Source organism: Streptomyces sp. NBC_00466, from assembly GCF_041433995.1.
Classification (GTDB): Bacteria; Actinomycetota; Actinomycetes; order Streptomycetales; family Streptomycetaceae; genus Streptomyces.
On the sequence record NZ_CP107896.1, the window covers coordinates 5,382,424 to 5,404,204 of the forward strand.

The 21,781-nt window shown below is 69.3% G+C and carries 20 protein-coding genes and 1 riboswitch; of the genes, 16 read left to right on the forward strand and 4 right to left on the reverse strand.

The features are described from left to right. Positions 1–93 precede the first annotated feature (93 nt). From coxB to OG210_RS24205, 4 genes are all read left to right on the forward strand, one after another. Entirely contained in the window at positions 94–1,059 is a 966-nt protein-coding gene (gene coxB, locus OG210_RS24190; protein WP_328325730.1) for a cytochrome c oxidase subunit II, read from the forward strand. Further along, positions 1,056–2,792, forward strand: a complete 1,737-nt coding sequence (ctaD, locus tag OG210_RS24195; protein ID WP_328317063.1) for a cytochrome c oxidase subunit I — start codon at positions 1,056–1,058, stop codon at positions 2,790–2,792. Before coxB ends, ctaD begins: the two co-directional genes overlap by 4 nt. After that, positions 2,789–3,187 (forward strand): cytochrome c oxidase subunit 4, encoded by a 399-nt coding sequence (locus OG210_RS24200; protein ID WP_266857821.1) that lies wholly within the window; start codon positions 2,789–2,791, stop codon positions 3,185–3,187. The genes ctaD and OG210_RS24200 overlap by 4 nt, the downstream gene beginning before the upstream one ends. Positions 3,188–3,305: 118 nt before the next feature. After that, entirely contained in the window at positions 3,306–4,562 is a 1,257-nt protein-coding gene (locus tag OG210_RS24205; RefSeq protein WP_328325726.1) for an Ig-like domain-containing protein, read from the forward strand. A 58-nt stretch (positions 4,563–4,620) separates the two neighbouring features. Here OG210_RS24205 and OG210_RS24210 read toward each other — a convergent pair whose 3' ends face one another. Continuing rightward, positions 4,621–5,037, reverse strand: a complete 417-nt coding sequence (locus OG210_RS24210) for a hypothetical protein (RefSeq protein WP_328325724.1) — start codon at positions 5,035–5,037, stop codon at positions 4,621–4,623. Between the two features lie 214 nt (positions 5,038–5,251). Here OG210_RS24210 and OG210_RS24215 point away from each other — a divergent pair, with 214 nt between their 5' ends. The 6 genes from OG210_RS24215 to OG210_RS24240 all read left to right on the forward strand — a co-directional run bounded on the left by OG210_RS24215 (position 5,252) and on the right by OG210_RS24240 (position 12,399). Then, the gene (locus OG210_RS24215; RefSeq protein ID WP_164264241.1) at positions 5,252–5,872 is read left to right on the forward strand and encodes a heme-copper oxidase subunit III; all 621 of its coding nucleotides are present in this window, start codon (positions 5,252–5,254) and stop codon (positions 5,870–5,872) included. A 65-nt stretch (positions 5,873–5,937) separates the two neighbouring features. Next, the gene (locus OG210_RS24220) at positions 5,938–6,747 is read left to right on the forward strand and encodes a c-type cytochrome (RefSeq protein WP_328325722.1); all 810 of its coding nucleotides are present in this window, start codon (positions 5,938–5,940) and stop codon (positions 6,745–6,747) included. Next, complete coding sequence (locus OG210_RS24225) at positions 6,744–7,796, forward strand: Rieske 2Fe-2S domain-containing protein (protein ID WP_328325720.1); 1,053 nt, start codon at positions 6,744–6,746, stop codon at positions 7,794–7,796. Before OG210_RS24220 ends, OG210_RS24225 begins: the two co-directional genes overlap by 4 nt. Continuing rightward, a complete protein-coding gene (locus tag OG210_RS24230) occupies positions 7,793–9,418 on the forward strand; it encodes a ubiquinol-cytochrome c reductase cytochrome b subunit (RefSeq protein WP_328325718.1) in 1,626 nt (541 codons plus the stop codon). Before OG210_RS24225 ends, OG210_RS24230 begins: the two co-directional genes overlap by 4 nt. Before the next feature lie 128 nt (positions 9,419–9,546). Then, positions 9,547–10,611, forward strand: coding sequence for an anthranilate phosphoribosyltransferase (gene trpD, locus OG210_RS24235; RefSeq protein ID WP_328325716.1), 1,065 nt, complete (start codon positions 9,547–9,549; stop codon positions 10,609–10,611). Between the two features lie 145 nt (positions 10,612–10,756). Then, positions 10,757–10,874: riboswitch (SAM riboswitch) on the forward strand. Positions 10,875–11,022: 148 nt separating this feature from the next. After that, positions 11,023–12,399: an aminotransferase class V-fold PLP-dependent enzyme gene (locus tag OG210_RS24240; RefSeq protein WP_328325714.1), complete on the forward strand. Its 1,377-nt coding sequence runs from the start codon at positions 11,023–11,025 to the stop codon at positions 12,397–12,399. A gap of 79 nt (positions 12,400–12,478) precedes the next feature. On the opposite strand, the gene OG210_RS24245 is transcribed toward OG210_RS24240, so the two are convergent. Together OG210_RS24245 and OG210_RS24250 are read right to left on the reverse strand one after the other, a co-directional pair. Further along, on the reverse strand, positions 12,479–12,760 hold the full coding sequence (locus OG210_RS24245; RefSeq protein ID WP_164264247.1) for an Lrp/AsnC ligand binding domain-containing protein: 282 nt from the start codon (positions 12,758–12,760) through the stop codon (positions 12,479–12,481). Then, the gene (locus OG210_RS24250) at positions 12,757–13,506 is read right to left on the reverse strand and encodes a rhomboid family intramembrane serine protease (protein ID WP_328325712.1); all 750 of its coding nucleotides are present in this window, start codon (positions 13,504–13,506) and stop codon (positions 12,757–12,759) included. The genes OG210_RS24245 and OG210_RS24250 overlap by 4 nt, the downstream gene beginning before the upstream one ends. Before the next feature lie 170 nt (positions 13,507–13,676). Between OG210_RS24250 and OG210_RS24255 the strand changes: the two genes are divergently transcribed. The 5 genes from OG210_RS24255 (at position 13,677) to OG210_RS24275 (ending at position 19,165) form a co-directional block, all read left to right on the forward strand. Then, positions 13,677–13,919, forward strand: coding sequence for a hypothetical protein (locus OG210_RS24255; protein ID WP_328325710.1), 243 nt, complete (start codon positions 13,677–13,679; stop codon positions 13,917–13,919). Positions 13,920–13,953: 34 nt separating this feature from the next. Then, positions 13,954–15,315 (forward strand): NYN domain-containing protein, encoded by a 1,362-nt coding sequence (locus OG210_RS24260; RefSeq protein ID WP_328325708.1) that lies wholly within the window; start codon positions 13,954–13,956, stop codon positions 15,313–15,315. A gap of 273 nt (positions 15,316–15,588) precedes the next feature. Continuing rightward, complete coding sequence (locus OG210_RS24265) at positions 15,589–16,614, forward strand: NlpC/P60 family protein (protein ID WP_328325706.1); 1,026 nt, start codon at positions 15,589–15,591, stop codon at positions 16,612–16,614. A 240-nt stretch (positions 16,615–16,854) separates the two neighbouring features. Next, positions 16,855–17,880, forward strand: coding sequence for an NlpC/P60 family protein (locus tag OG210_RS24270; RefSeq protein ID WP_328325704.1), 1,026 nt, complete (start codon positions 16,855–16,857; stop codon positions 17,878–17,880). 52 nt (positions 17,881–17,932) lie between these two features. After that, positions 17,933–19,165 carry a hypothetical protein gene (locus tag OG210_RS24275; protein ID WP_371538661.1) on the forward strand — a complete coding sequence of 411 codons (1,233 nt, stop codon included), beginning with the start codon at positions 17,933–17,935 and terminating at the stop codon, positions 19,163–19,165. On the opposite strand, the gene OG210_RS24280 is transcribed toward OG210_RS24275, so the two are convergent. Beyond that, the gene (locus OG210_RS24280) at positions 19,146–20,516 is read right to left on the reverse strand and encodes a glycosyltransferase family 87 protein (protein WP_328335384.1); all 1,371 of its coding nucleotides are present in this window, start codon (positions 20,514–20,516) and stop codon (positions 19,146–19,148) included. The genes OG210_RS24275 and OG210_RS24280 overlap by 20 nt on opposite strands. 117 nt (positions 20,517–20,633) lie before the next feature. On the opposite strand from OG210_RS24280, the gene OG210_RS24285 reads away from it, so the two are divergent. Next, positions 20,634–21,776: a glycosyltransferase family 4 protein gene (locus OG210_RS24285; RefSeq protein ID WP_371538663.1), complete on the forward strand. Its 1,143-nt coding sequence runs from the start codon at positions 20,634–20,636 to the stop codon at positions 21,774–21,776. Positions 21,777–21,781 lie beyond the last annotated feature (5 nt).

Sequence of the window (21,781 nt, forward strand, 5' to 3'; positions counted from 1 at the left end):
TAAACATCCAAACCCCTGCCCGAGCAGGACCGGCGACCGACCTCGATGCGGCCGCAGCCGGCCGCACGGGCGAGACTCTCGGGAAGGCGCTACGTGAGTCCCAACGGCTCCGACCGCTCGTCGCGGCGCCCGATGCGGCGGAAGCTGCCGCAGGTGCTGACTGCGGGCCTGATCCTTGTGACCGCTACCGGTTGCTCGTACAAGGATTTCCCCCGCCTTGGTATGCCCACCCCGGTAACGGAAGAGGCACCTCGGATCCTCTCCCTCTGGCAGGGCTCGTGGGCGGCAGCGCTCGCCACGGGCGTGCTGGTGTGGGGGCTGATCATCTGGAGTGTCATCTTCCACCGGCGTAGCCGGACCAAGGTGGAGGTACCTCCGCAGACCCGGTACAACATGCCGATCGAGGCGTTGTACACCGTGGTTCCTCTGATCATCGTCTCGGTGCTCTTCTACTTCACCGCGCGCGATGAGTCGAAGATCCTCAGTCTTTCGCCGAAGCCCGCCCACACGATCAACGTGGTCGGCTTCCAGTGGAGCTGGGGCTTCAACTACGTGGAGGACGTGGACGGCAACCCGTCCACGGGCAACGCGGCGAAGACCACAGAGCTGTCCGATATCCCGGACCGCTTCACCAAGCAATTCCCCAAGGGAGCCGAAGGCGTCTACGACGTCGGCACGCCGGCCTCCCGGAACCCGCAGACCGGCAACCCGGGGCCGACCCTCTGGCTGCCCAAGGGCGAGAAGGTCCGCTTCGTTCTCACTTCGCGCGACGTCATCCACGACTTCTGGGTGGTGCCGTTCCTCATGAAGATGGACGTTGTCCCGGGCCACACCAACTCCTTCGAGGTGACCCCCAACCAGGAGGGCACCTTCCTGGGCAAGTGCGCTGAGCTGTGCGGCGTAGACCACTCCCGGATGCTCTTCAATGTGAAGGTCGTCTCCCCGGAGCGCTACAAGCAGCACCTCAAGGACCTGGCGGCCAAGCACCAGAACGGCTACATCCCCGCCGGGATCGCGCAGACTGGCCACGCCAAGAACGCGGAGACGAACAACCTGTGAGCATCCTCAACGAACCTCAGGGTGCCGCGGCAGCAGACGACTCCTACGAGAGCGAGCTGCCGGTACGGCGCAAAGAGCCGGGAAACATCGTCATCAAGTGGATGACCACCACTGATCACAAGACGATCGGCACGATGTATCTGGTCACATCGTTCGCCTTCTTCTGCATCGGCGGTGTGCTGGCGCTCGTGATGCGCGCCGAGCTGGCCCGTCCGGGTACGCAGATCGTGTCGAACGAGCAGTTCAACCAGGCGTTCACGATGCACGGCACGATCATGCTGCTGATGTTCGCGACGCCGCTCTTCGCCGGGTTCGCGAACTGGATCATGCCGTTGCAGATCGGGGCGCCCGATGTGGCGTTCCCGCGGCTGAACATGTTCGCGTACTGGCTGTACCTCTTCGGCTCGCTCATCGCGGTCGGTGGCTTCATCACCCCGCAGGGTGCGGCCGACTTCGGCTGGTTCGCCTACTCCCCGCTGTCGGACGCGGTCCGGTCACCGGGCGTCGGCGCCGACATGTGGATCATGGGTCTGGCCTTCTCCGGCTTCGGCACGATCCTCGGTTCGGTCAACTTCATCACCACGATCATCTGCATGCGCGCCCCCGGCATGACGATGTTCCGTATGCCGATCTTCGTGTGGAACGTCCTGCTGACCGGTGTGCTGGTCCTGCTGGCCTTCCCCGTCCTCGCCGCGGCACTCTTCGCGCTGGAGGCGGACCGCAAGTTCGGCGCTCATGTATTCGATGCGTCAAATGGCGGCGCGCTCCTATGGCAACACCTCTTCTGGTTCTTCGGCCATCCAGAGGTGTACATCATCGCGTTGCCATTCTTCGGAATTATTTCCGAAGTGATTCCAGTGTTCTCCAGAAAGCCGATGTTCGGATACATCGGCCTGGTCGCCGCGACGATTTCGATCGCCGGTCTCTCGGTGACGGTGTGGGCCCACCACATGTACGTCACCGGCGGTGTTCTCCTGCCGTTCTTCTCCTTCATGACCTTCCTGATCGCAGTGCCGACCGGTGTGAAGTTCTTCAACTGGATCGGCACGATGTGGAAGGGGTCGCTGTCCTTCGAGACACCGATGCTCTGGGCCGTCGGCTTCCTGATCACCTTCACCTTCGGTGGTCTGACCGGCGTCATCCTGGCCTCGCCCCCGATGGACTTCCACGTCTCCGACTCGTACTTCGTGGTCGCGCACTTCCACTACGTCATCTTCGGCACCGTGGTCTTCGCGATGTTCTCCGGATTCCACTTCTGGTGGCCGAAGTTCACGGGCAAGATGCTGGACGAGCGGCTCGGCAAGATCACCTTCTGGACGCTGTTCGTGGGCTTCCACGGGACGTTCCTGGTGCAGCACTGGCTGGGTGTCGAGGGCATGCCGCGCCGGTACGCGGACTACCTCGCCGCTGACGGCTTCACCACGCTGAACACCATCTCGACCATCAGCTCCTTCCTGCTGGGCCTGTCGATCCTGCCGTTCTTCTACAACGTCTGGAAGACCGCCAAGTACGGCAAGAAGGTCGAGGTCGACGACCCGTGGGGCTACGGCCGTTCGCTCGAATGGGCGACGTCCTGCCCGCCGCCCCGGCACAACTTCACGACCCTCCCGAGGATCCGTTCCGAATCCCCGGCGTTCGACCTGCACCACCCGGAGATCGCGGCTCTCGACCAGCTCGAGAACCACGGCTCCGGTGACAAGGTCCTGTCCGGCGGCAAGGAGGCAGGCAAGTGAAGGTCCAAGGCAAGATGTTCATCTGGCTGGCCGTCTTCATCCTCGCCGTGGCGGTCGTCTACGGCGTGTGGTCGAAGGAGGCAGCCGGAACGACGGCCCTCTTCATGGCCTTCGGGCTGAGCATCATGATCGGCTTCTACCTGGCCTTCACGGCCAGGCGGATCGACGCCGGCGCGATGGACAACAAGGAGGCCGACGTCGCGGACGACGCCGGTGAGGTGGGCTTCTTCGCCCCGCACAGCTGGCAGCCGATCTCCCTGGCCGTCGGCGGCGCGCTCGCCTTCCTGGCCATCGCCATGGGCTGGTGGCTGCTGTACTTCTCGGCACCGCTCGTGGTGGTCGGCCTCTGGGGCTGGGTCTTCGAGTTCTACCGCGGAGAGAACCAGAACCAGTAGGGGCTGAGCCCCACCGCTGGACCGTACGAGGAGGCCCGGACGCCAATCAGGCGTCCGGGCCTCCTCGTTTGCAGTCATCCGGCGTGCCGTTACCAGGGGATCTTCTTAACGTGTGCATATGAACCATGCACCTCGAATCCGTACGGTCCTGAGCTGCACGCTGCTGGTCGTGTCCCTTGGGGCAGCGGCGACCGCGTGCGGCAGTTCCGGCAGCAATCCGCTCTCGGCCTCGCCGTTCAACGCGGCCGATTCGATATCCTTCAACGGCCCCAAGGGCGACGGCAAGGCCGACCCCGACAAGCCGCTCGAAGTCACCTCCAAGGATGACGACGGCCGCATCACCGATGTGACGGCCACCGACAGCACAGGACGCCAGCTGGCAGGCGAACTCTCCGCCGACGGCAGCAGGTGGCACAGCACCGCTCCGCTGGCCGCAGGTGTGCACTACACGGTCCGGGTCGCCACCGAGGACGACCAGGGCGCGCCCGGCAACCGGACGATGGCGTTCGACACCAAGCCCGCCTCCAACCGGCTGAACGTCACCTTCGGCCCCAAGGCCGGGGAGTACGGCGTGGGCCAGCCGGTCACCGCCCAACTCAGCGCCCCGGTCAAGGACAAGAAGGCCAGGGCCCAGGTCGAGCGCGCCCTGAAGGTGGACTCGGTGCCCTCCGTCGACGGCGCCTGGTACTGGGTGGACAGCAAGACGCTGCACTACCGTCCGAAGGAGTACTGGCCCGCGCACGCCACGGTCAACGTGCACAGCAACCTCAACGGGATAAAGGTCGGCAAGAAGCTCTACGGCGGCACCGCCAAGCCGCTCAAGCTGAAGACCGGGGACCGTCTGGAGGCGATAACCGACGCTTCCTCCCACGAGATGACGGTCAAGCGCGACGGCCACGTGATCAACACCATTCCGGTGACCACGGGCAAGCCGGGCTTCGCCACCCGCAACGGCGTCAAGGTCGTACTGGGCAAGACGTACTACGTACGGATGACCAGTTCCAGCATCGGGATAGCCGCCGGCAGCTCCGACTCGTACGACCTGCCGGTCTACTACGCGACACAGGTCACACTCAGCGGTGAGTACGTGCACGCCGCGCCCTGGTCCGTGGGGTCGCAGGGCTCCGCCAACACCAGCCACGGCTGCACCGGTATGAGCACCGGCAACGCCGAGTGGTTCTTCAACCACGTGCGCCAGGGCGACATAGTCTCGGTCGTCGGCAGCGACGGCGACACGATGACCCCGTTCGACAACGGCTACGGCGACTGGAACCTCTCCTGGGCCAAATGGGCCAAGGGCAGCGCGCTGACGGGCGGCAAGCAGAACACGGAGACACCCGCGCAGACGGCCCGGCTGCGGCCCGCCGCGCTCTGATCCGCACCCGGCGCCGTGCTTCCGCGGGGGAGGGTCAGGGACCCCTGTTCAGGACCCGTCAGGACCCCGCGGACACGGTGCCCGCCCCGAGCCTGTCACGCACCAGAGCGGCCAGTGCGGCCGCGAACTCAACCGGCTCCACCGGAAGGGTCACCGCGGCGTCCGCGCGGCTCCAGGTGGCCAGCCAGGCGTCCTGCGGGCGGCCGATCAGCAGCAGCACGGGCGGGCAGCGGAAGACCTCGTCCTTGATCTGCCGGCAGACGCCCATACCGCCCGCGGGGACCGACTCCCCGTCCAGCACACACGCGTCGATCCCGCCCTTGTCGAGGGCGCTGAGGACCGCGTCGAGCGTCGCGCACTCCAGGTACTGCACCGGCGGCACGTCCGAGGCCGGCCTGCGACCCGCCGCGAGCCGTACCTGTTCCCGGGTGTTCGCGTCGTCGCTGTAGACCAGGACCGTGGCGCTCGGCTGCATTGTTCCTCCGTGACGGCTGTGTCTTCGGGATCAGCGGGATCTGCCGGGCCCGCGGGGCCCGTTGGGGTCGGACCCTGGCGCGGATGCTACTCCGTCCGACACCCCGTCAACACCGTTACGGACCGGCTCGCGATGGGCCGTTAGGGCTGGACACGAGCCGCTGACACACCGAACGGCACCCCCCAGGGTGAGGGCGGGATAAGCGACCGACATAATGTCGGTCGTGGCGACAGCAACGACAGTAGAAACCGGGCACGCGCACCCGTCGGTCAATCGGCCGAACCTCACCAGCGTCGGAACCATCATCTGGTTGAGTTCCGAGCTGATGTTCTTCGCGGCCCTCTTCGCGATGTACTTCACCCTGCGATCGGTGACGGGTCCCGAGCACTGGAAGGATATGGCGTCCTCGCTGAACGTTCCTTTCTCGGCGACGAACACCACGATCCTTGTGCTCTCTTCTCTCACATGCCAGCTCGGCGTCTTTGCCGCCGAGCGCGGCGATGTGAAGAAGTTGCGCTCGTGGTTCTCGATCACGTTCGTGATGGGTGCGATCTTCATCGGAGGCCAGATCTTCGAGTACACCAGCCTGGTGAAGGAGGACGGCCTCTCGCTCTCCTCCGACCCGTACGGCTCGGTGTTCTACCTGACCACCGGCTTCCACGGCTTGCATGTGACAGGCGGCCTGATCGCCTTCCTGTTCGTTCTCGGCAGGACATACGCGGCCAAGAGATTCACGCACCAGCAGGCGACCGCAGCCATCGTCGTGTCCTACTACTGGCACTTCGTCGATGTCGTGTGGATCGGCCTCTTCGCGACGATCTACCTGATCAAGTAATCGGGCCCGACGCCCCACTCATCCAGCAAGCACCGACGCAGAAGATCCTGACACCGGGGTAATCCGTGAAAAAGCTCTCCGCACGACGACGCCACCCGTTGGCGGCGGTCGTCGTCCTACTCCTCGCGCTGGCGGCCACCGGGGGGCTGTACGCCGCGTTCGCTCCCGCGGGCAAGGCGCAGGCCGACGACACCTCCCAGTCCCTCGCCATCAGTGAGGGCAAGAAGCTGTTCTCCGTGGGCTGCGCAAGCTGCCACGGCATGGGCGGCCAGGGCTCGTCCGACGGCCCCAGCCTGGTCGGCGTCGGCTCAGCCGCCGTGGACTTCCAGGTCGGCACCGGCCGTATGCCTGCCCAGCAGCCCGGCGCGCAGGTACCGAAGAAGAAGGTCATCTACTCGCAGGGCGATATCGACCAGCTCGCCGCGTACGTGGCCTCCCTCGGTGCCGGACCCATCGCGCCGACCCCGAAGCAGTACAGCGACCAGGGCGCCGACACCGCAGCCGGTGGCGACCTCTTCCGCACCAACTGCGCCCAGTGCCACAACTTCACGGGCGAGGGCGGTGCCCTGACGCACGGCAAGTTCGCCCCGAGCCTTGAGGGCGTGGACCCGAAGCACATCTACGAGGCCATGCAGACCGGCCCGCAGAGCATGCCGAACTTCCCCGACACCACGATGCCGGAGAAGCAGAAGCAGAACATCATCGCGTACATCAAGACCGTCAACGGCGACAACTCCGCCAGCGAGGGCGGCCTCAAGCTGGGCGGCCTCGGTCCGGTCAGTGAGGGCCTGTTCGGCTGGATCTTCGGACTCGGTGCGCTGATCGCAGTTGCCATCTGGGTCGCGGCCCACACCGCTAAGGCCAAGAAGTCATGAGTAGCCAAGAGAATTCCGAAGAGAACCTGCCGAGCGAGCAGGACCCCGCGCACGGCGCGGTGAAGACCGCGGACGACCCGTTCGCGGACCCCGGACTGCCGGCCCACAAGCCGCGTATCCAGGACATCGACGAGCGGGCAGCCAAGCGCTCCGAGCGCGTGGTCGCCTTCCTGTTCACGCTCTCGATGCTGGCGACGATCGGGTTCATCGCGTCCTATGTGATCTTCCCCGTCGACAAGATCATCTTTGTCTTCCCGTTCGGGCACGTGAGCGCGCTCAACTTCTCCCTGGGGCTGACCCTGGGCGTGGCGCTCTTCACGATCGGCGCCGGCGCGGTCCACTGGGCCCGCACGCTGATGTCGGACGTCGAGATGCCGGCCGACCGCCACCCGATCGAGGCCCCGGCCGAGGTCAAGGCGCAGGTCCTGGCCGACTTCGCGGCAGGCGCCGCCGAGTCCGGCTTCGGCCGCCGCAAGCTGATCCGCACCACGATGTTCGGCGCCATGGCCATGGTGCCGCTCGCCGGTGTGATGCTGCTGCGCGACCTCGGTCCGCTGCCGGAGAAGAAGCTCCGCAAGACGCTGTGGGCGCGCGGCAAGGTGCTCATCAACATGAACACCAACCAGCCGCTGCGTCCCGAGGACGTGGCCGTCGGTTCGCTGACGTTCGCCATGCCGCAGGGCCTCTCGGAGTCCGACGAGGACTTCCAGACGCAGATCGCCAAGGCCGCCCTGATGATCGTCCGTATCCAGCCGGACAACATCAAGGACAAGAAGGAACGCGAGTGGGCCCACGACGGCATCGTCGCGTTCTCGAAGATCTGCACCCACGTCGGCTGCCCGATCAGCCTGTACGAGCAGCAGACGCACCACGTGCTCTGCCCGTGCCACCAGTCCACCTTCGACCTGTCCGACGGCGCCCGCGTCATCTTCGGCCCGGCCGGCCACCCGCTGCCGCAGCTGCGGATCGGTGTGAACGGCGAGGGTAATCTCGAAGCGCTCGGCGACTTCGCAGAGCCCGTCGGTCCTGCTTTCTGGGAGCGCGGATGAGCACCGTGACGGATACACAGCGCAAGGCGCCCGCCGGCGAGCGGGTGGCCGACTGGGCCGACGGCCGTCTGGGCATCTACGGCCTGGCCAAGACCAACATGCGCAAGATCTTCCCGGACCACTGGTCCTTCATGCTCGGGGAGATCTGCCTCTACACCTTCATCATCATCATCCTCACGGGTGTCTATCTGACGCTGTTCTTCCACCCGAGCATGAACGAGGTCGTCTACGACGGCCCGTACGTGCCGCTCCAGGGCATCCACATGTCCGAGGCGTACGCCTCGACGGTGAACATCAGCCTGGAGGTCCGCGGCGGTCTGCTCATCCGGCAGATCCACCACTGGGCCGCGCTGGTCTTCCTGGCCGGCATGCTGGTGCACATGATGCGCGTGTTCTTCACGGGCGCCTTCCGCAAGCCGCGCGAGATCAACTGGCTCTTCGGCTTCCTGCTGCTGGTGCTCGGGATGTTCACCGGCTTCACCGGCTACTCCCTCCCGGACGACCTGCTCTCCGGTACGGGTGTGCGGTTCATGGAGGGCGTCATGCTCTCCATCCCGGTCGTCGGCTCGTACGCGTCGATGTTCCTGTACGGCGGTGAGTTCCCGGGCGGCGACTTCGTCTCGCGGTTCTACTCGGTCCACGTACTGCTGCTGCCGGGCATCATGCTCGGCCTGCTGGTCGGCCACCTGATCCTGGTCTTCTACCACAAGCACACGCAGTTCGCGGGTCCCGGCAAGACGAACAAGAACGTCGTCGGTATGCCCCTGCTGCCGGTCTACATGGCCAAGGCCGGAGGCTTCTTCTTCCTGGTCTTCGGTGTCATCGCAGCCATGGCCGCGATCGCCTCGATCAACCCGATCTGGGAGATCGGCCCGTACCGTCCGGACCAGGTGTCGACCGGCGCCCAGCCCGACTGGTACATGGGCTTCTCCGAGGGGCTCGTCCGCATCATGCCGGGCTGGGAGATCAACGCCTGGGGTCACACACTCGTCCTGGGCGTGTTCATCCCGATCGTGGTCTTCCCGCTGGTCCTGGTCGGTATCGGCGTCTATCCGTTCATCGAGTCCTGGATCACCGGGGACAAGCGCGAGCACCACATCCTGGACCGCCCGCGCAACGCCCCGACGCGTACGGGTCTCGGCGTCGCCTGGATCACGCTCTACCTGATCCTGCTCGTCGGCGGCGGCAACGACCTCTGGGCAACGCACTTCGATCTGTCGATCAACGCCATCACCTGGTTCGTCCGGGTCGGGATGTTCGTCGGACCGGTCATCGCGTTCATCGTCGCCAAGCGCTGGTGCCTGGGTCTGCAGCGCCGTGACCGGGAGAAGGTGCTGCACGGACGCGAGTCCGGCGTCATCAAGCGCCTGCCGCACGGTGAGTTCATCGAGGTGCACGAGCCGCTCAAGCCCGCGCAGCTGCACACCCTGACCGCGCACGAGCAGTACCAGCCGCTCGAAATCGGCCCCGAGGTCGACGAGAACGGTGTCGCGCGCAAGGTGTCCCGTCTCACCCGGGTCCGCGCCAAGCTGAGCAAGGGCTACTACGGCGAGCACAACCAGATCGAGAAGCCCACTGCCGAGGAGTACAAGGAGATCACCAGCGGCCACGGTCACCACTGATCACCTGACCGACTGAAAAGTCGCCACAGCAGGAGCCCCGTCCATTCGATGGACGGGGCTCTTCGCTGTCCCCCGGAGCTGGATAAGCTGGCCGCATCCCTATTCGACGGTGGACCCAGGAGTGGACCATGAGCGTTGTGACCCCGGTCGGCGGCGACAGCGTGGCGGCCCACTCCTGGCCGGGCGTTCTCGACTCCCTGCTGCGCGGCATCGACCAGAGTGCGGACGCCACCGCCTGGGCGATGGACCGCATCATGCGCGGCGAGGCGACGGACGCGCAGATCGCCGGGTTCGCGGTCGCCCTGCGCGCCAAGGGCGAGACGGTCGCGGAGATCAGCGGTCTGGTCCGGGCGATGTACGCGCACGCCAGGCTGATCGACGTGCCGGGCCCGAGCGTGGACATCGTCGGCACCGGCGGCGACGGCGCCAACACCGTGAACATCTCGACCATGTCCTCCATCGTCGTGGCGGGCACCGGCGCCAAGGTCGTCAAGCACGGCAACCGGGCGGCGTCGTCCCAGAGCGGGGCGTCCGACGTCCTGGAGAAGCTGGGCGTCAATCTCCAGCTGGCCCCGGAGCGGGTCGCCGAGGTCGCCGGAGAGGCGGGCATCACCTACTGCTTCGCGGTGAAGTTCCACCCCGCGCTGCGCTATGTGGCCGCTGCCCGGAAGGAGTTGGGCATCCGCACCACCTTCAACTTCCTGGGTCCGCTCACCAACCCCGCGAAGGTCCGTGCGCAGGCGACCGGTGTCTCCGACGCGCGGGTGGCGCCCATCATCGCGGGGGTGCTGGCCGAGCGCGGTTCGTCCGCCCTGGTGTTCCGCGGCGACGACGGGCTGGACGAGCTCACCACCACCGCCACCTCCAGGGTCTGGACGGTGGCGGACGGCACGGTGCGCGAGGAGACCTTCGACCCGCGCGACGTGGGCATCGGGCTGGTCCCGGTGGAGGCGCTGCGCGGCGGCGACTCGTCGTACAACGCGGATGTGGCCCGCAGGCTGCTGGCCGGTGAGGCCGGTCCGGTACGGGACGCGGTCCTGCTGAACTCGGCAGCCGCGCTGGTCGCGCTGGACCCGGGCACCGGATCCCTCAATGAGCGGATCGCGGCGGGCATCGCCCGGGCCACCGACTCCATCGACTCGGGGGCGGCGGCCGCGGCGCTGGAGCGCTGGGTCGCGGCCAGCAACACCTGAGCCCCCAGCCCGGACACCAAGGGCGCAGGGCACCCGGCGCACAGAAGAACCCAGGGCGCAGTCGCGCAGCCTCCGGCCGGCAACCGGTCTCAGGCTGTGGACTGCGCCTTGGCACGTCCGTACACGTATGGCAGGATCCTCTTCAGGTCATGAGTGACAGCGACTACGGCCCCAGCCCGCTGTCCGGCAACCCTCCGTCCGTGGCGGGGTGCCCTGGGTGAAGACCAGGCCGTGGGCAGTGAAGTCCTCGGCAAGCGCGGATCCCTCGACAGGGATCCTGGTCGTCGAGGGAGTTCTTCCGTGGTTCAGCGAATGCGATAGGGCAGTAGCCCCCTTCTCCGCACCCCTTTCCTTGCACTGCCGCGTGTGGCACGCGCAGTGAATTCGCCTGCCCTTTTCCGGGAGTTCGTCATGTCTGTTCCCAGCGCTGCCGTCAACGCGTCGGTTTGTAAGGATTCCTCCGAGAATCTTCCCGTTCTCGGGAGGGATGTCCTGGTCCCGCTCGTCACCGGCGGCGAGGTCACCTACGCGGCACTGGACTACGCGGCGAGCGCCCCGGCCCTCCAGCGCGTCTGGGACGACGTGGCGGCGTACGCCCCGTACTACGGCAGCGTGCACCGCGGCGCCGGGTACCTCTCGCAGCTCTCCACCGACCTCTTCGAGAACAGCCGGACGACGGTCGCCGAGTTCCTCGGCTGCCGCCCGGACGACCAGGTCGTCTTCACCCGTTCGACCACGGACTCGCTCAATCTGCTGGCCGCGGTGGTCCCCGCGGGCTGCGAGGTCTTCGTCTTCGAGACCGAGCACCACGCCTCGCTGCTGCCCTGGCGCGACGCCGCCGTGACCTACCTCAACGCCCCGCGCACCCCGCAGCAGGCCGTCGAGACCCTGGAGCGCGCGCTGGCGGACCGTACGACGCCGGAGGCACCTGCCCTGGTCTGTGTCACCGGGGCGTCCAACGTCACCGGTGAGCTGTGGCCGGTGCAGGAGCTGGCGGCCGCCGCCCACGCCCACGGGGCGCGCATCGTGCTGGACGCGGCGCAGCTCGCACCGCACCACCCCGTGGACATCGCGGCGCTCGACGTCGACTGGGTCGCCTTCTCGGGCCACAAGCTGTACGCGCCGTTCGGCTCCGGGGTCCTCGCGGGCCGTTCCGACTGGCTGCTCGCCGCCGAGCCGTACCTCGCGGGTGGCGGCGCCTCCCGCAGCGTGGCCCGGCGCGCCGACGGCGGTGTCGACGTCGAGTGGCACACCACGGCCGCCCGCCACGAGGCCGGATCGCCCAACGTCATCGGCGTCCACTCCATCGCGTCCGCCTGCCGGGCGCTCACCGACGCGGGCTTCGATTCGCTGGTCGAGCGCGAGCAGACGCTGGTCCGCAAGGTCCTCGACGGGCTCGGCGAAGTGGAGGCGGTCCAGGTCCTCTCGCTCTTCGGCGACGACGCCCCGCGGGTCGGTGTCATCTCGTTCGTGGTGGACGGGTGGAACAGCTCGCACTTCGCCGCGGCGCTCTCCGCCGAGTACGGCATCGGGGTGCGCGACGGTCTGTTCTGCGCCCACCCGCTCGTACGGACCCTGCTCGGCAGCGACCCGCAGGACCAGGGCGAGTGCGGTGCCCCGGAGGGTGAGCCGGGCGAGCGCTCGCTCAACGCCGTCCGGGTGAGCTTCGGCGCCGGTACGCCGGACGAGCACGTGGAGCGCTTCGTGGGCGCGGTGAAGGAACTGGTGCGGGACGGTGCCCGCTGGAACTACCGCACCGAGGACGGCCGCTGCGTGCCGGCCGTCTGACCGAGGCGACGCGGATGCGTACGGCCGTCCGGCGCGGCGGCGGGGCTTGCCGGCCTCGCCGCCTGCGGCAGGGCGGCCGTTACGCGTCCAGGCCGATGGCGAAGGCCGCTTCCAGGTCGTGCTGCGAGTAGGTACGGAACGCCACATGCGTGTCCGTGGCCTCCACCCCGGGGATCTTGCTGATCCGGCCGGGGATGATGTCCGCCAGATCGTCGTGGCGGGCCACCCGGACCAGTGCGATCAGGTCGTACGTCCCGGTGACGGAGTAGACCTCGCTGATGTTCTCCAGGGCGGCGAGCGATTCGGCGATCTCGGGGATCCGGTCCACGCTGGTCTTGATGAGCACGATCGCGGTGATCACGGCTTGCTTTCTCCCTCGGTGGCCGTCGCTGGGAGTTTCACTCTAGTCGTACGCCAGTACCGCACCGCCGCGTAGCCGAAGCCCAGCGAGAACCCCACCAGATGAGCCGTGTAGGCGACCCCGGGACCGGTGCCGGTCTGCTGCCCCGCCGCCAGCCACTGCAGGACGAACCAGAAGACCAGCACGATCCAGGCGGGGAAGCGCAGCGGCAGGAACAGCAGGAACGGGAAGATGCTCGTCACCCGGGCCCGGGGGAAGAGGCTCAGGAAGGCGCCGAGCACCGCCGAGATCGCACCCGACGCACCCACCAGGGTCTGGTCGGAGCCCGAGTGGGTGAGCGCGTACGCCGTCAGGGCGATGTAGCCGCTCACCACATAGAAGACGGTGAAGTGCAGACGCCCCATGCGCTCCTCGGCCATCGCGCCGAAGACGTAGAGGAACAGCATGTTGCCCAGCAGATGCAGCCAGTTCGCGTGGATGAAGAGCGCGGTGAGCGGGGTGAGCAGGGCGCCTGATGTACCGCTCATCAGTTCGGTGGGAACGACCCCCCAGTGTTCGAAGTACGCGCTCTGGGCGGCGAGGAGGTTGTCGCCGGTTCCGTAGGCCGGATCGAGCCCGGAGACGGGGCTCATCAGGAAGACCAGGCAGCAGACGCCGATCAGGCCGTACGTCACCACCGGCCCGCCGAGCGTGTCTCCGCGCCGCCCCGGCGCCTTCCGTCCGGGTGCATCCCGCCACGTGAACATTGACCGAGCATGGCCCAACCGGACGCAATCGGGCAGATCGCCTCGCCGGGCCCCGTACGGTCGGCAGGTCCGCCCCCGGGGTATCCCGTAGGCCGTAGGGTTGCGGGGAGTACATCCGCAGTCCGATGGCGCACCGCGACCGAGGCAGTACGAACGAAGAGGACGCACGTATGACGACGGTTCCCATGCCGACCGCCGACACCCGGTGGCGCTGCACGCTCTGCGGCAATCTCACCCGGTTCGATGTGACGCGCTCGTCGAAAGTTGTCGAGTACATACATCTCGACCTGGCCGGTGAGCCCAAGGTGGAGGAGCGCGAGGTGGTCAGTGAGACCATCGAGCAGGTGCGCTGCCGGTGGTGCAACGCGGTGGACCAGATCGAGCTGGTGGACAGGCCGGGCGGCGGCTCCTGAGGGAGCCCCCTGAAGAGTGACAGTGGGGTGACGGATGGTGGAGTCCGAACGCGGTGCGGAGCCGGCCGACGCGGCCGGCGACGCCGCGGAGGCGCTCGACCGTCCGCTGCCCGAAGCGGTGAGGCGGCGCGTCGTCGCGCTCGTCTCCGACGCCTTCGGCGGGCTGACCGTACCCGAACTCCCGGCGCAGCTGCGGCAGTACGCCCGGTTCACCCCCACCAGACGGGCCAAGTTCGCGGGCAACGCGATGGCTGCGGCCCTGGCGGGCGACGCGCTGTTCCGCCGGCGGATCGGTGAGCGGCTGAAGGAGTCCCAGCCCGAACTGACCGGGGCGCTCGAGGCCGGCTCGCCCCCCGCGGCCGCCGACCCGGTGGATGTGGCGGCGGCCGCCTACGTACTGCGCCCGCCCGGCTGGGTGAAGCTCGTCGCCGCCGCGGGCGAGGAGGCCCAGCGTGTGGTCGCCGAGCGCGCCGACGAAGCAGGCCGGCACGAGCTGGAGCGGCTGCGCGCGGAGCTGGCTGACGCGCGGGCGCAGACCAGGTCCGAGAACGAGCGGCTGCGTACGGAGCTGGACGCGGCCCGCAAGGACGCCGAATCGCTTCAGCGCAAGCTGCGCAGCGCGCAGAGCGATGTGAAGCGCGGCGAGGCGGCGCTGCGCCGCTCAGGCTCCGAGCTCGACACGGTCAGATCCGACGCCGCGGCCCGGGTCGCCGCGGCGGAGAGCGAGTCGCGGCGGCTGAAGGCCCGGCTCGGTGAGGCCGAGGCGGCGGTCGAGGCCGGGCGCCGCGCCGTACGCGAGGGGCGTTCCGTCGAGGACATGCGGCTGCGGCTGCTGCTCGACACGGTGCTCGACGCGGCCCAGGGGCTCCGGCGCGAACTGGCCCTGCCGCCGGTGACCACGCGCCCCGCCGACTCCGTCGACGCCGTCGAGCCCGGCCGGCTCTCACCCAAGGACATCGCGGCCAGGGCGCTTTCGGACACCGACCCGGCCCTGTTGGACCAGCTGCTCTCGCTGCCGCAGGCCCATCTGGTGGTGGACGGCTACAACGTCACCAAGACCGGCTATCCGCAACTGCCGCTGGAGAAGCAGCGGCTGCGGCTGCTCGGCGGTCTCTCGATGCTCGCCGCGCAGACGGGCGCCGAGATGACCTGTGTCTTCGACGGGGCCGAGCTCGCGGCGCCGGTGCTGCTCGCGCCGCCGCGCGGGGTACGGGTGCTGTTCAGCAAGCCCGGGGTGACCGCGGACGAGGTGATCCGCCAGCTGGTCAGGGCGGAGCCCGCCGGGCGTCCCGTGGTGGTCGTGTCGGCCGACCGCGAGGTCGCCGACGGCGTGGCGAGATCGGGCGCCAGGCCCGTTGCGTCCGTCTTGTTGCTGAAGAGGCTTTCGCGCGCCTGATAACTCCTGTGCACAATGCCCGACTTCGCGGTGTGCGTTTTCCATCGCAGCGTCAAGTGACCGTTACTGCCCGTGCGGTGTCTGTAAAATATGCACTCAGTGGCCAAGATTTTTGGCAACAGGATTTGAACTGATCACAAGAAGGTCACTAAGGTCGGGCCTCGAACCTTCGCGCGGTCGATCACTCATCCAGAGTGGCAGCGAAGGAACCGCCGAAGCCTTCACGGTTTTGCTACGTGTTCGGCGGCTCTGAGGAAGAAGGAGCTCGCCTCCGTGGCGTCCCACCGTCGTCCCAAGCAGCCGAGCCGCGCTCGTGTCACCGTGCTCACCGCGACCGCTGCCGCAGCCGTGGCCCTCACCGCCCAGGCCGCGCACGCAGAACCGAAGCCGACCAAGAGCGAGGTCAAGGCCAAGGTCGACAAGCTCAACGAAGACGTGGACGCGGCCAGTCAGAAGTACGACGGCGCCAAGGAGCAGGAGGGCAAGCTGAAGAAGCAGGCCCGCGACCTCCAGGACAGCGTCGCCCGTGGCCAGGGGGAGCTCAACAAGCTGCGGGACCAGCTCGGTTCCATAGCGAGCGCCCAGTACCGTTCCGGCGGCATCGACCCGTCCGTGCAGCTGTTCCTCTCGTCCGACCCGGACAACTTCCTCGACAAGGCCACCGCTCAGGACCAGTTGAGCGCTGAGCAGACCGACGCGCTCAAGAAGATCCAGGACAAGCAGCGGACCCTCGCCCAGCAGCGTGCCGAGGCACAGGACAAGCTCAAGGACCTCTCGTCGACGCGCAAGAAGCTCGCCGAGGACAAGCAGAAGATCCAGAGCAAGCTCGCCCAGGCACAGAAGCTGCTGCAGAGCCTCACCGCCGCCGAGCAGGCCTCGATCACCGCTGATAACAGCCGCGCCAACCGCGACAGCTCCCGTGCCGACCTCGGTAACGACGTCCCTGCCTCCGCCCGTGGCGGCGCCGCGCTCAACGCCGCCAAGACTCAGATAGGCAAGCCGTATCAGTACAGTGCCACCGGTATGGCCTCCTGGGACTGCTCGGGGCTGACGCAGTGGGCGTACTCGCAGGCCGGTGTCTCCCTCCCGCGTACGTCGCAGACCCAGGCCAACGCCGGTCAGCGTATCTACTCCGCGAGCGCGCTCAAGCCCGGCGACCTGGTCCTGTTCTACGGCGACCTGCACCACATCGGCCTGTATGCGGGGAACGGCATGGTGCTGCACGCGCCGCACACCGGCGCCAACGTCCGCTACGAGGCGATGGGCAACATGCCCTTCCAGTTCGGCGTCCGCATCTGATCAGGACCCGTTCCGTACGGCGCAGCCCACACCGCCCGAACGGGCGAATTACGGCGCTGTGAGCTGACTCCCCGCCCCGTCGGTGACCTTGTGGTCTCCGGCGGGGCGTCACTCTGTGTGCACGGCGAGGTCTTTGGTCACAGCGTGGTCACGCGGCTACTCTCCGGCGTGCGGTGCCCGGCAACCGGTCCGCCCATCGGGGCGGCAGGGACCGCACGCAGTGGAAGGAGTGCGGCTCCTGTGGTGTCCCATCGCCGTGCCACCCAGTCCGGCCTCGCCCGGAGCACCCGGATCACCGTGCTGTCCGCCGCGCTGGCGACGGCCGCGGCAGGCCTCGGGGCCGCACCGGCGGGCGCCGAGCCGCACGAGTCGGCGGCGGCCGCCAAGAGCGAGGTCGACGGCCTGTACGCCCAGGCCGAGCGGGCCACCCAGCAGTACGACAAGGCCGACGAGCAGGCTCAGCGGCTGCGCCACCAGGTCACCGAGGCCCAGGACGGCGTCGCGCGCGGCCAGGAGCGGCTCAACCGGATGCGCGGGGCGCTCGGCGCGCTGGCAGGGGCCCAGTACCGCGCGGGTGCCGTCGACCCCTCGCTCGCCCTGCTGCTCTCGTCGGACCCCGCCTCGTATCTCGACAAGGCCGCTGCCCTGGCGCAGCTCGGCGCTGTCCAGGCGGGGGAACTGCACCGCATCCAGCAGGCCCAGCGCGACCTGACACAGCGGCGCGCCGACGCGACCCGGAGACTCGCCGAACTCCGCAGCAGCCGTACCGAGGTCGCCCGCCACAAGCGCACCGTCGAGGGCAAGCTCGCCCGCGCGCGCCGGCTGCTCGACGCGCTGCCCACCCAGCAGCGCGCCCAGTACGACCAGGTCTCGCGCGCGGACCGGGGCGCACTGCCGGTGCTCGGCGCGCTGCCGGTGTCGGGCCGGGCCGGAGCCGCCGTGGCCGCGGCCCGCAGCGCGCTCGGCAAGCCGTATGTGTGGGGCGCCAACGGCCCCTCGGGCTTCGACTGTTCGGGGCTGATGCAGTGGGCGTACGCGCACGCGGGTGTCTCGCTGCCGCGCACCTCGCAGGAGCAGCGGTACGCGGGCCGGCAGATCCCGCTCTCCCAGGCGCGGCCCGGCGATCTCGTGGTGTACCGCAGCGACGCCAGCCACGTCGCGATGTACATGGGCAACGGCCAGGTCCTGCACGCGCCGTATCCCGGGGCCAGGGTCCGCTACGACCCGGTCGGCATGATGCCCGTCTCCTCGGTGACCCGGGTCTGACCTGTACCGGGCGGCGTCGGGCGCGTCCGCCCGGGCACGTACGATCAGCGGCGTGAACGGGCGGGGGAGCAGGACGGGACGGAGGCGGGCCTTCGGGTGCGCGCTCGCCCTCTGCCTGCTGCTTCCCGCGTGCGGCGGTCCTTCAGGACCCGGCTCGTCCGGCACGGCGGAGCGCGACATCCGCCGGACTCTCGACCGCCGGGCTGCCGCCGTCGTCCACCATGACGAGAGCGGATATCTGTCCGTCGTCGACCCGCGGGCGAAGGGCCTGCGGACGGCGCAGCGCGCGGAGTTCCGCAACCTGGCCTCCGTACCGCTGAGTTCCTGGCAGTACCGGCTTGAGGACGTACGGCTGGACGGCGCCACCGCGACCGCACGGGCCGAGCTGCGGTACCGGATCACCGGTTACGACAGTGCACCGGTGGCGGCCCGGCGCACGCTCAGGATGGTGGAGCGCGACGGCCGCTGGTACCTGGACGACGACAGCCCCGCCACCGGCACCGGGCAGCAGCTCTGGCAGCAGGGCCGGGTGCGCACCGTACGCGGCAAGCACAGCCTGGTGCTCGGCGTCGGCGGGTCCGGCGGGCTGCTCCGGCAGGTGGCCGCCGTCGCGGACCGTGCCGTCCCCGCCGTCGACAAGGCGTGGCACCGCACGTGGGCAGGGCGTGTGGTGGTGCTGGTGCCGTCCTCGCTGGACGCGATGGGCGCCCTGCTCGGTTCGCCCGCCGCCACCTACCGGGGCATCGCGGCCGTCACCACCGGCGAGGCGGGCGGTGCCGGGGCCGCGCCCGCCGACCGGGTCATCGTCAACCCCGAGGCGTACGCGCAGCTGGGCCAGTCGGGCCGGCAGGTGGTCATCACCCACGAGACCACCCATGTCGCCACCCGTACCGCGACGTCCGCCGCCACCCCGCTCTGGCTCTCCGAGGGGTTCGCCGACTGGGTCGCCTACCGGGGCACCGGCAGCAGCCCGCGGGAGGCGGCACCGGAGCTTCAGCGGGCGGTGCGTTCGGGGTCGCTGCCCGCGACCCTGCCCACCGACGCCGACTTCGGTTTCAGCGACAGCGCCGACCGGCTCGCGCGGGCGTACGAGGGCGGCTGGCTGGCCTGCCGGCTGATCGCCGAGCACTGGGGCGAGCAGAAGCTGACGGACTTCTACCGGGCGGTCGGGGCGCAGGGGCAGAGCGGCGCGGGTGTGGAGAAGGCCATGAACGACGTGCTCGGTACGGATCCGGACGCCGTCACGGCGCGGTGGCGCGAGTACCTCAGGGCGCAGCTGGACTGAGCGGCTCACGGCCCGGGTCGTTGTCTCCGGCGTCTCCGGCGTCTCCCGTGTCCCGGGCGGCTGCGGCAGCTCCGGCGTCCTCGGTGGCCGCGGTGTCCTCGGACTGCGCGGTGCCGCCGGACTGTGTGGTGTCGCCGGACCTGGTGGCGGACCCGTCCGTCGCTGTCCGCCCGCGCCGCGGGACCGTGTGCCGCCACAGCGCGCGGGCCGCGGTCAGCGAGGCCGCGACCAGCAGGCCGTTCCGTACGAACATCAGCACAACCCCGACCACGTCCCCGGCCACCACCTCGTCGAACCCGAGGGGGAACTCCAGGAAGGTCACGGCGGTGGCGCCCACCGCCAGCAGGACCGGGACCGCCATCGCGCTGGTACGGAAGACCAGACAGACGGCGCCGATGCCGATCAGCCAGACCAGATACTGGGGGCTGATCACCCGGCTCGTCGTGGTGAAGAGCAGCACCGCGGTGAACGCCGCGTCGCACGGCGTCGCCGGGGCGTACTCCCTGGCCCGCAGCCGCCACAGCAGCAGCCAGCCGAAGGCCGCGGCGGTCAGCCCCAGTGCGACGGCGCTCACCACGTGCACGTACGGTCCGACGAACTCCACCGAGCCGTAGGTGAGCAGCACCTGCCCCTGCCAGCCGAACTGCCGGGCCACCTGGAAGACCAGACCGCCCAGCGACTCGACCTCGGTGCCCCGCTCGCGCTGGAAGGTGAGAAAGGCGAAGGCGCCGGGCACCGCCGTAGCGGCGAGCAGCAACAGGCCCGCTGCCGTCGCGGCGAAGGCCGACCAGGACCTGCGCGCTGTACGCCCGCGCCGCACGCCCGCGAGCAGCAGCGTCGGCCAGACCTTGAGCAGGGCGCCGAACGCGGCCAGCGCGCCCATGGTGCGCGGACGGCGGGCCCCGGCCAGCAGCGCGGCCACCGCGACGGCGGTCACCATCAGGTCGTACCTGGCGTACGCCGTCGGGCCGAGCAGCGGCAGGCCCGCCGCCCACACCCAGACGCCGGCCGGCCGCCTGCCGGGCCGGCCCGCCGTGTACAGCAGCAGACCGAGCACCAGCGCGTCGGCGACGAGGGTCAGCACGAAGAAGGCGGGTGCGTAGCCGAGGAACGGCAGCAGGGCGGGGGAGAGGACCGCGAGCGCCGCACCGGGCGGGTACTGCCAGGTCACGTCGGAGAGCGGGAAGGTGCCGGTCCGCAGCACCTCGTACCAGCCGTGGTAGATCTCCGACACGTCGACGGTGACATCGGCCCCCGGCAGGACCAGTACCTTGAACACGCAGAGCATCAGCAGCGCCCTGGTCGCGGCCCAGACCACGACGGGAAGTGCCGTGCCGCGTACGCCCCGCATGACCGCCCCGTCCGCTGTGACGGCCTGCGCCGTGGTGTGCTCCGACATCGGGGTCATGATGCCGTGCGAGGGCGCGCGGGAGCGGTGAGGCAGGGCCGTTGGGTACTGTCGGCGGCGATGCACAAGACGTTGATCGTGACCAATGACTTCCCGCCGCGCCCCGGCGGTATCCAGGCGTTCCTGCACAACATGGCGCTGCGGCTGGACCCCGGGCAGCTCGTCGTCTACGCCTCCACGTGGAAGCGTGGAGCCGAGGGCGCGGCGGCCACCGCCGCGTTCGACGCGGAGCAGCCGTTCACGGTCGTACGCGACCGGACCACGATGCTCCTGCCCACTCCGCGCGTCACCGCGAGGGCGAGCGGGCTGCTGCGTGAACACGGCTGTACGTCGGTGTGGTTCGGGGCGGCGGCCCCGCTCGGCCTGATGGCTCCCGCGCTGCGGGCGGCCGGCGCCGAACGGCTCGTCGCCACCACGCACGGCCACGAGGTGGGCTGGGCGCAGCTGCCCGGGTCGCGGCAGCTGCTGCGGCGCATCGGCGAAGGCCTGGACACCGTCACCTACCTCGGCGAGTACACCCGCTCGCGGATCGCCGCCGCGCTCACCCCGGCGGCCGCGGGCCGGATGGTTCAACTGCCGCCCGGCGTCGACGAGAAGACCTTCAACCCCGGCTCGGGCGGTGCGGCGGTACGCGCCCGGCTCGGGCTCACGGACCGGCCGGTGGTCGTGTGCGTATCCCGGCTGGTCCCGCGCAAGGGCCAGGACACCCTGATCCTGGCGATGCCCCGGATCCTGCGGGAGGTGCCGGACGCGGTGCTGCTGATCGTGGGCGGCGGACCGTACGCCGGGGACCTGGAGAAACTGGCGGCACGGACGGGCGTCGCGGACTCGGTGCGCTTCACCGGGCCGGTGCCCTGGGCGGAGCTGCCCGCGCACTTCGGCGCCGGCGATGTCTTCGCCATGCCGTGCCGCACCCGCAGGGGCGGGCTCGATGTGGAGGGGCTCGGCATCGTCTATCTGGAGGCGTCCGCGACCGGGCTGCCGGTGGTGGCGGGCGATTCGGGCGGCGCGCCCGACGCGGTGCTCGACGGTGAGACCGGCTGGGTGGTGCGGGGCGGCTCGGCCGGTGAAGCGGCGGACCGGATCGTCACGCTGCTCCAGGACTCCGGGCTGCGGCGGCGGATGGGCGAGCGCGGCCGGGAGTGGGTCGAGGAGAAGTGGCGCTGGGACCTGCTCGCCGGGAAGCTCAGGGAACTGCTCTGAGGGAG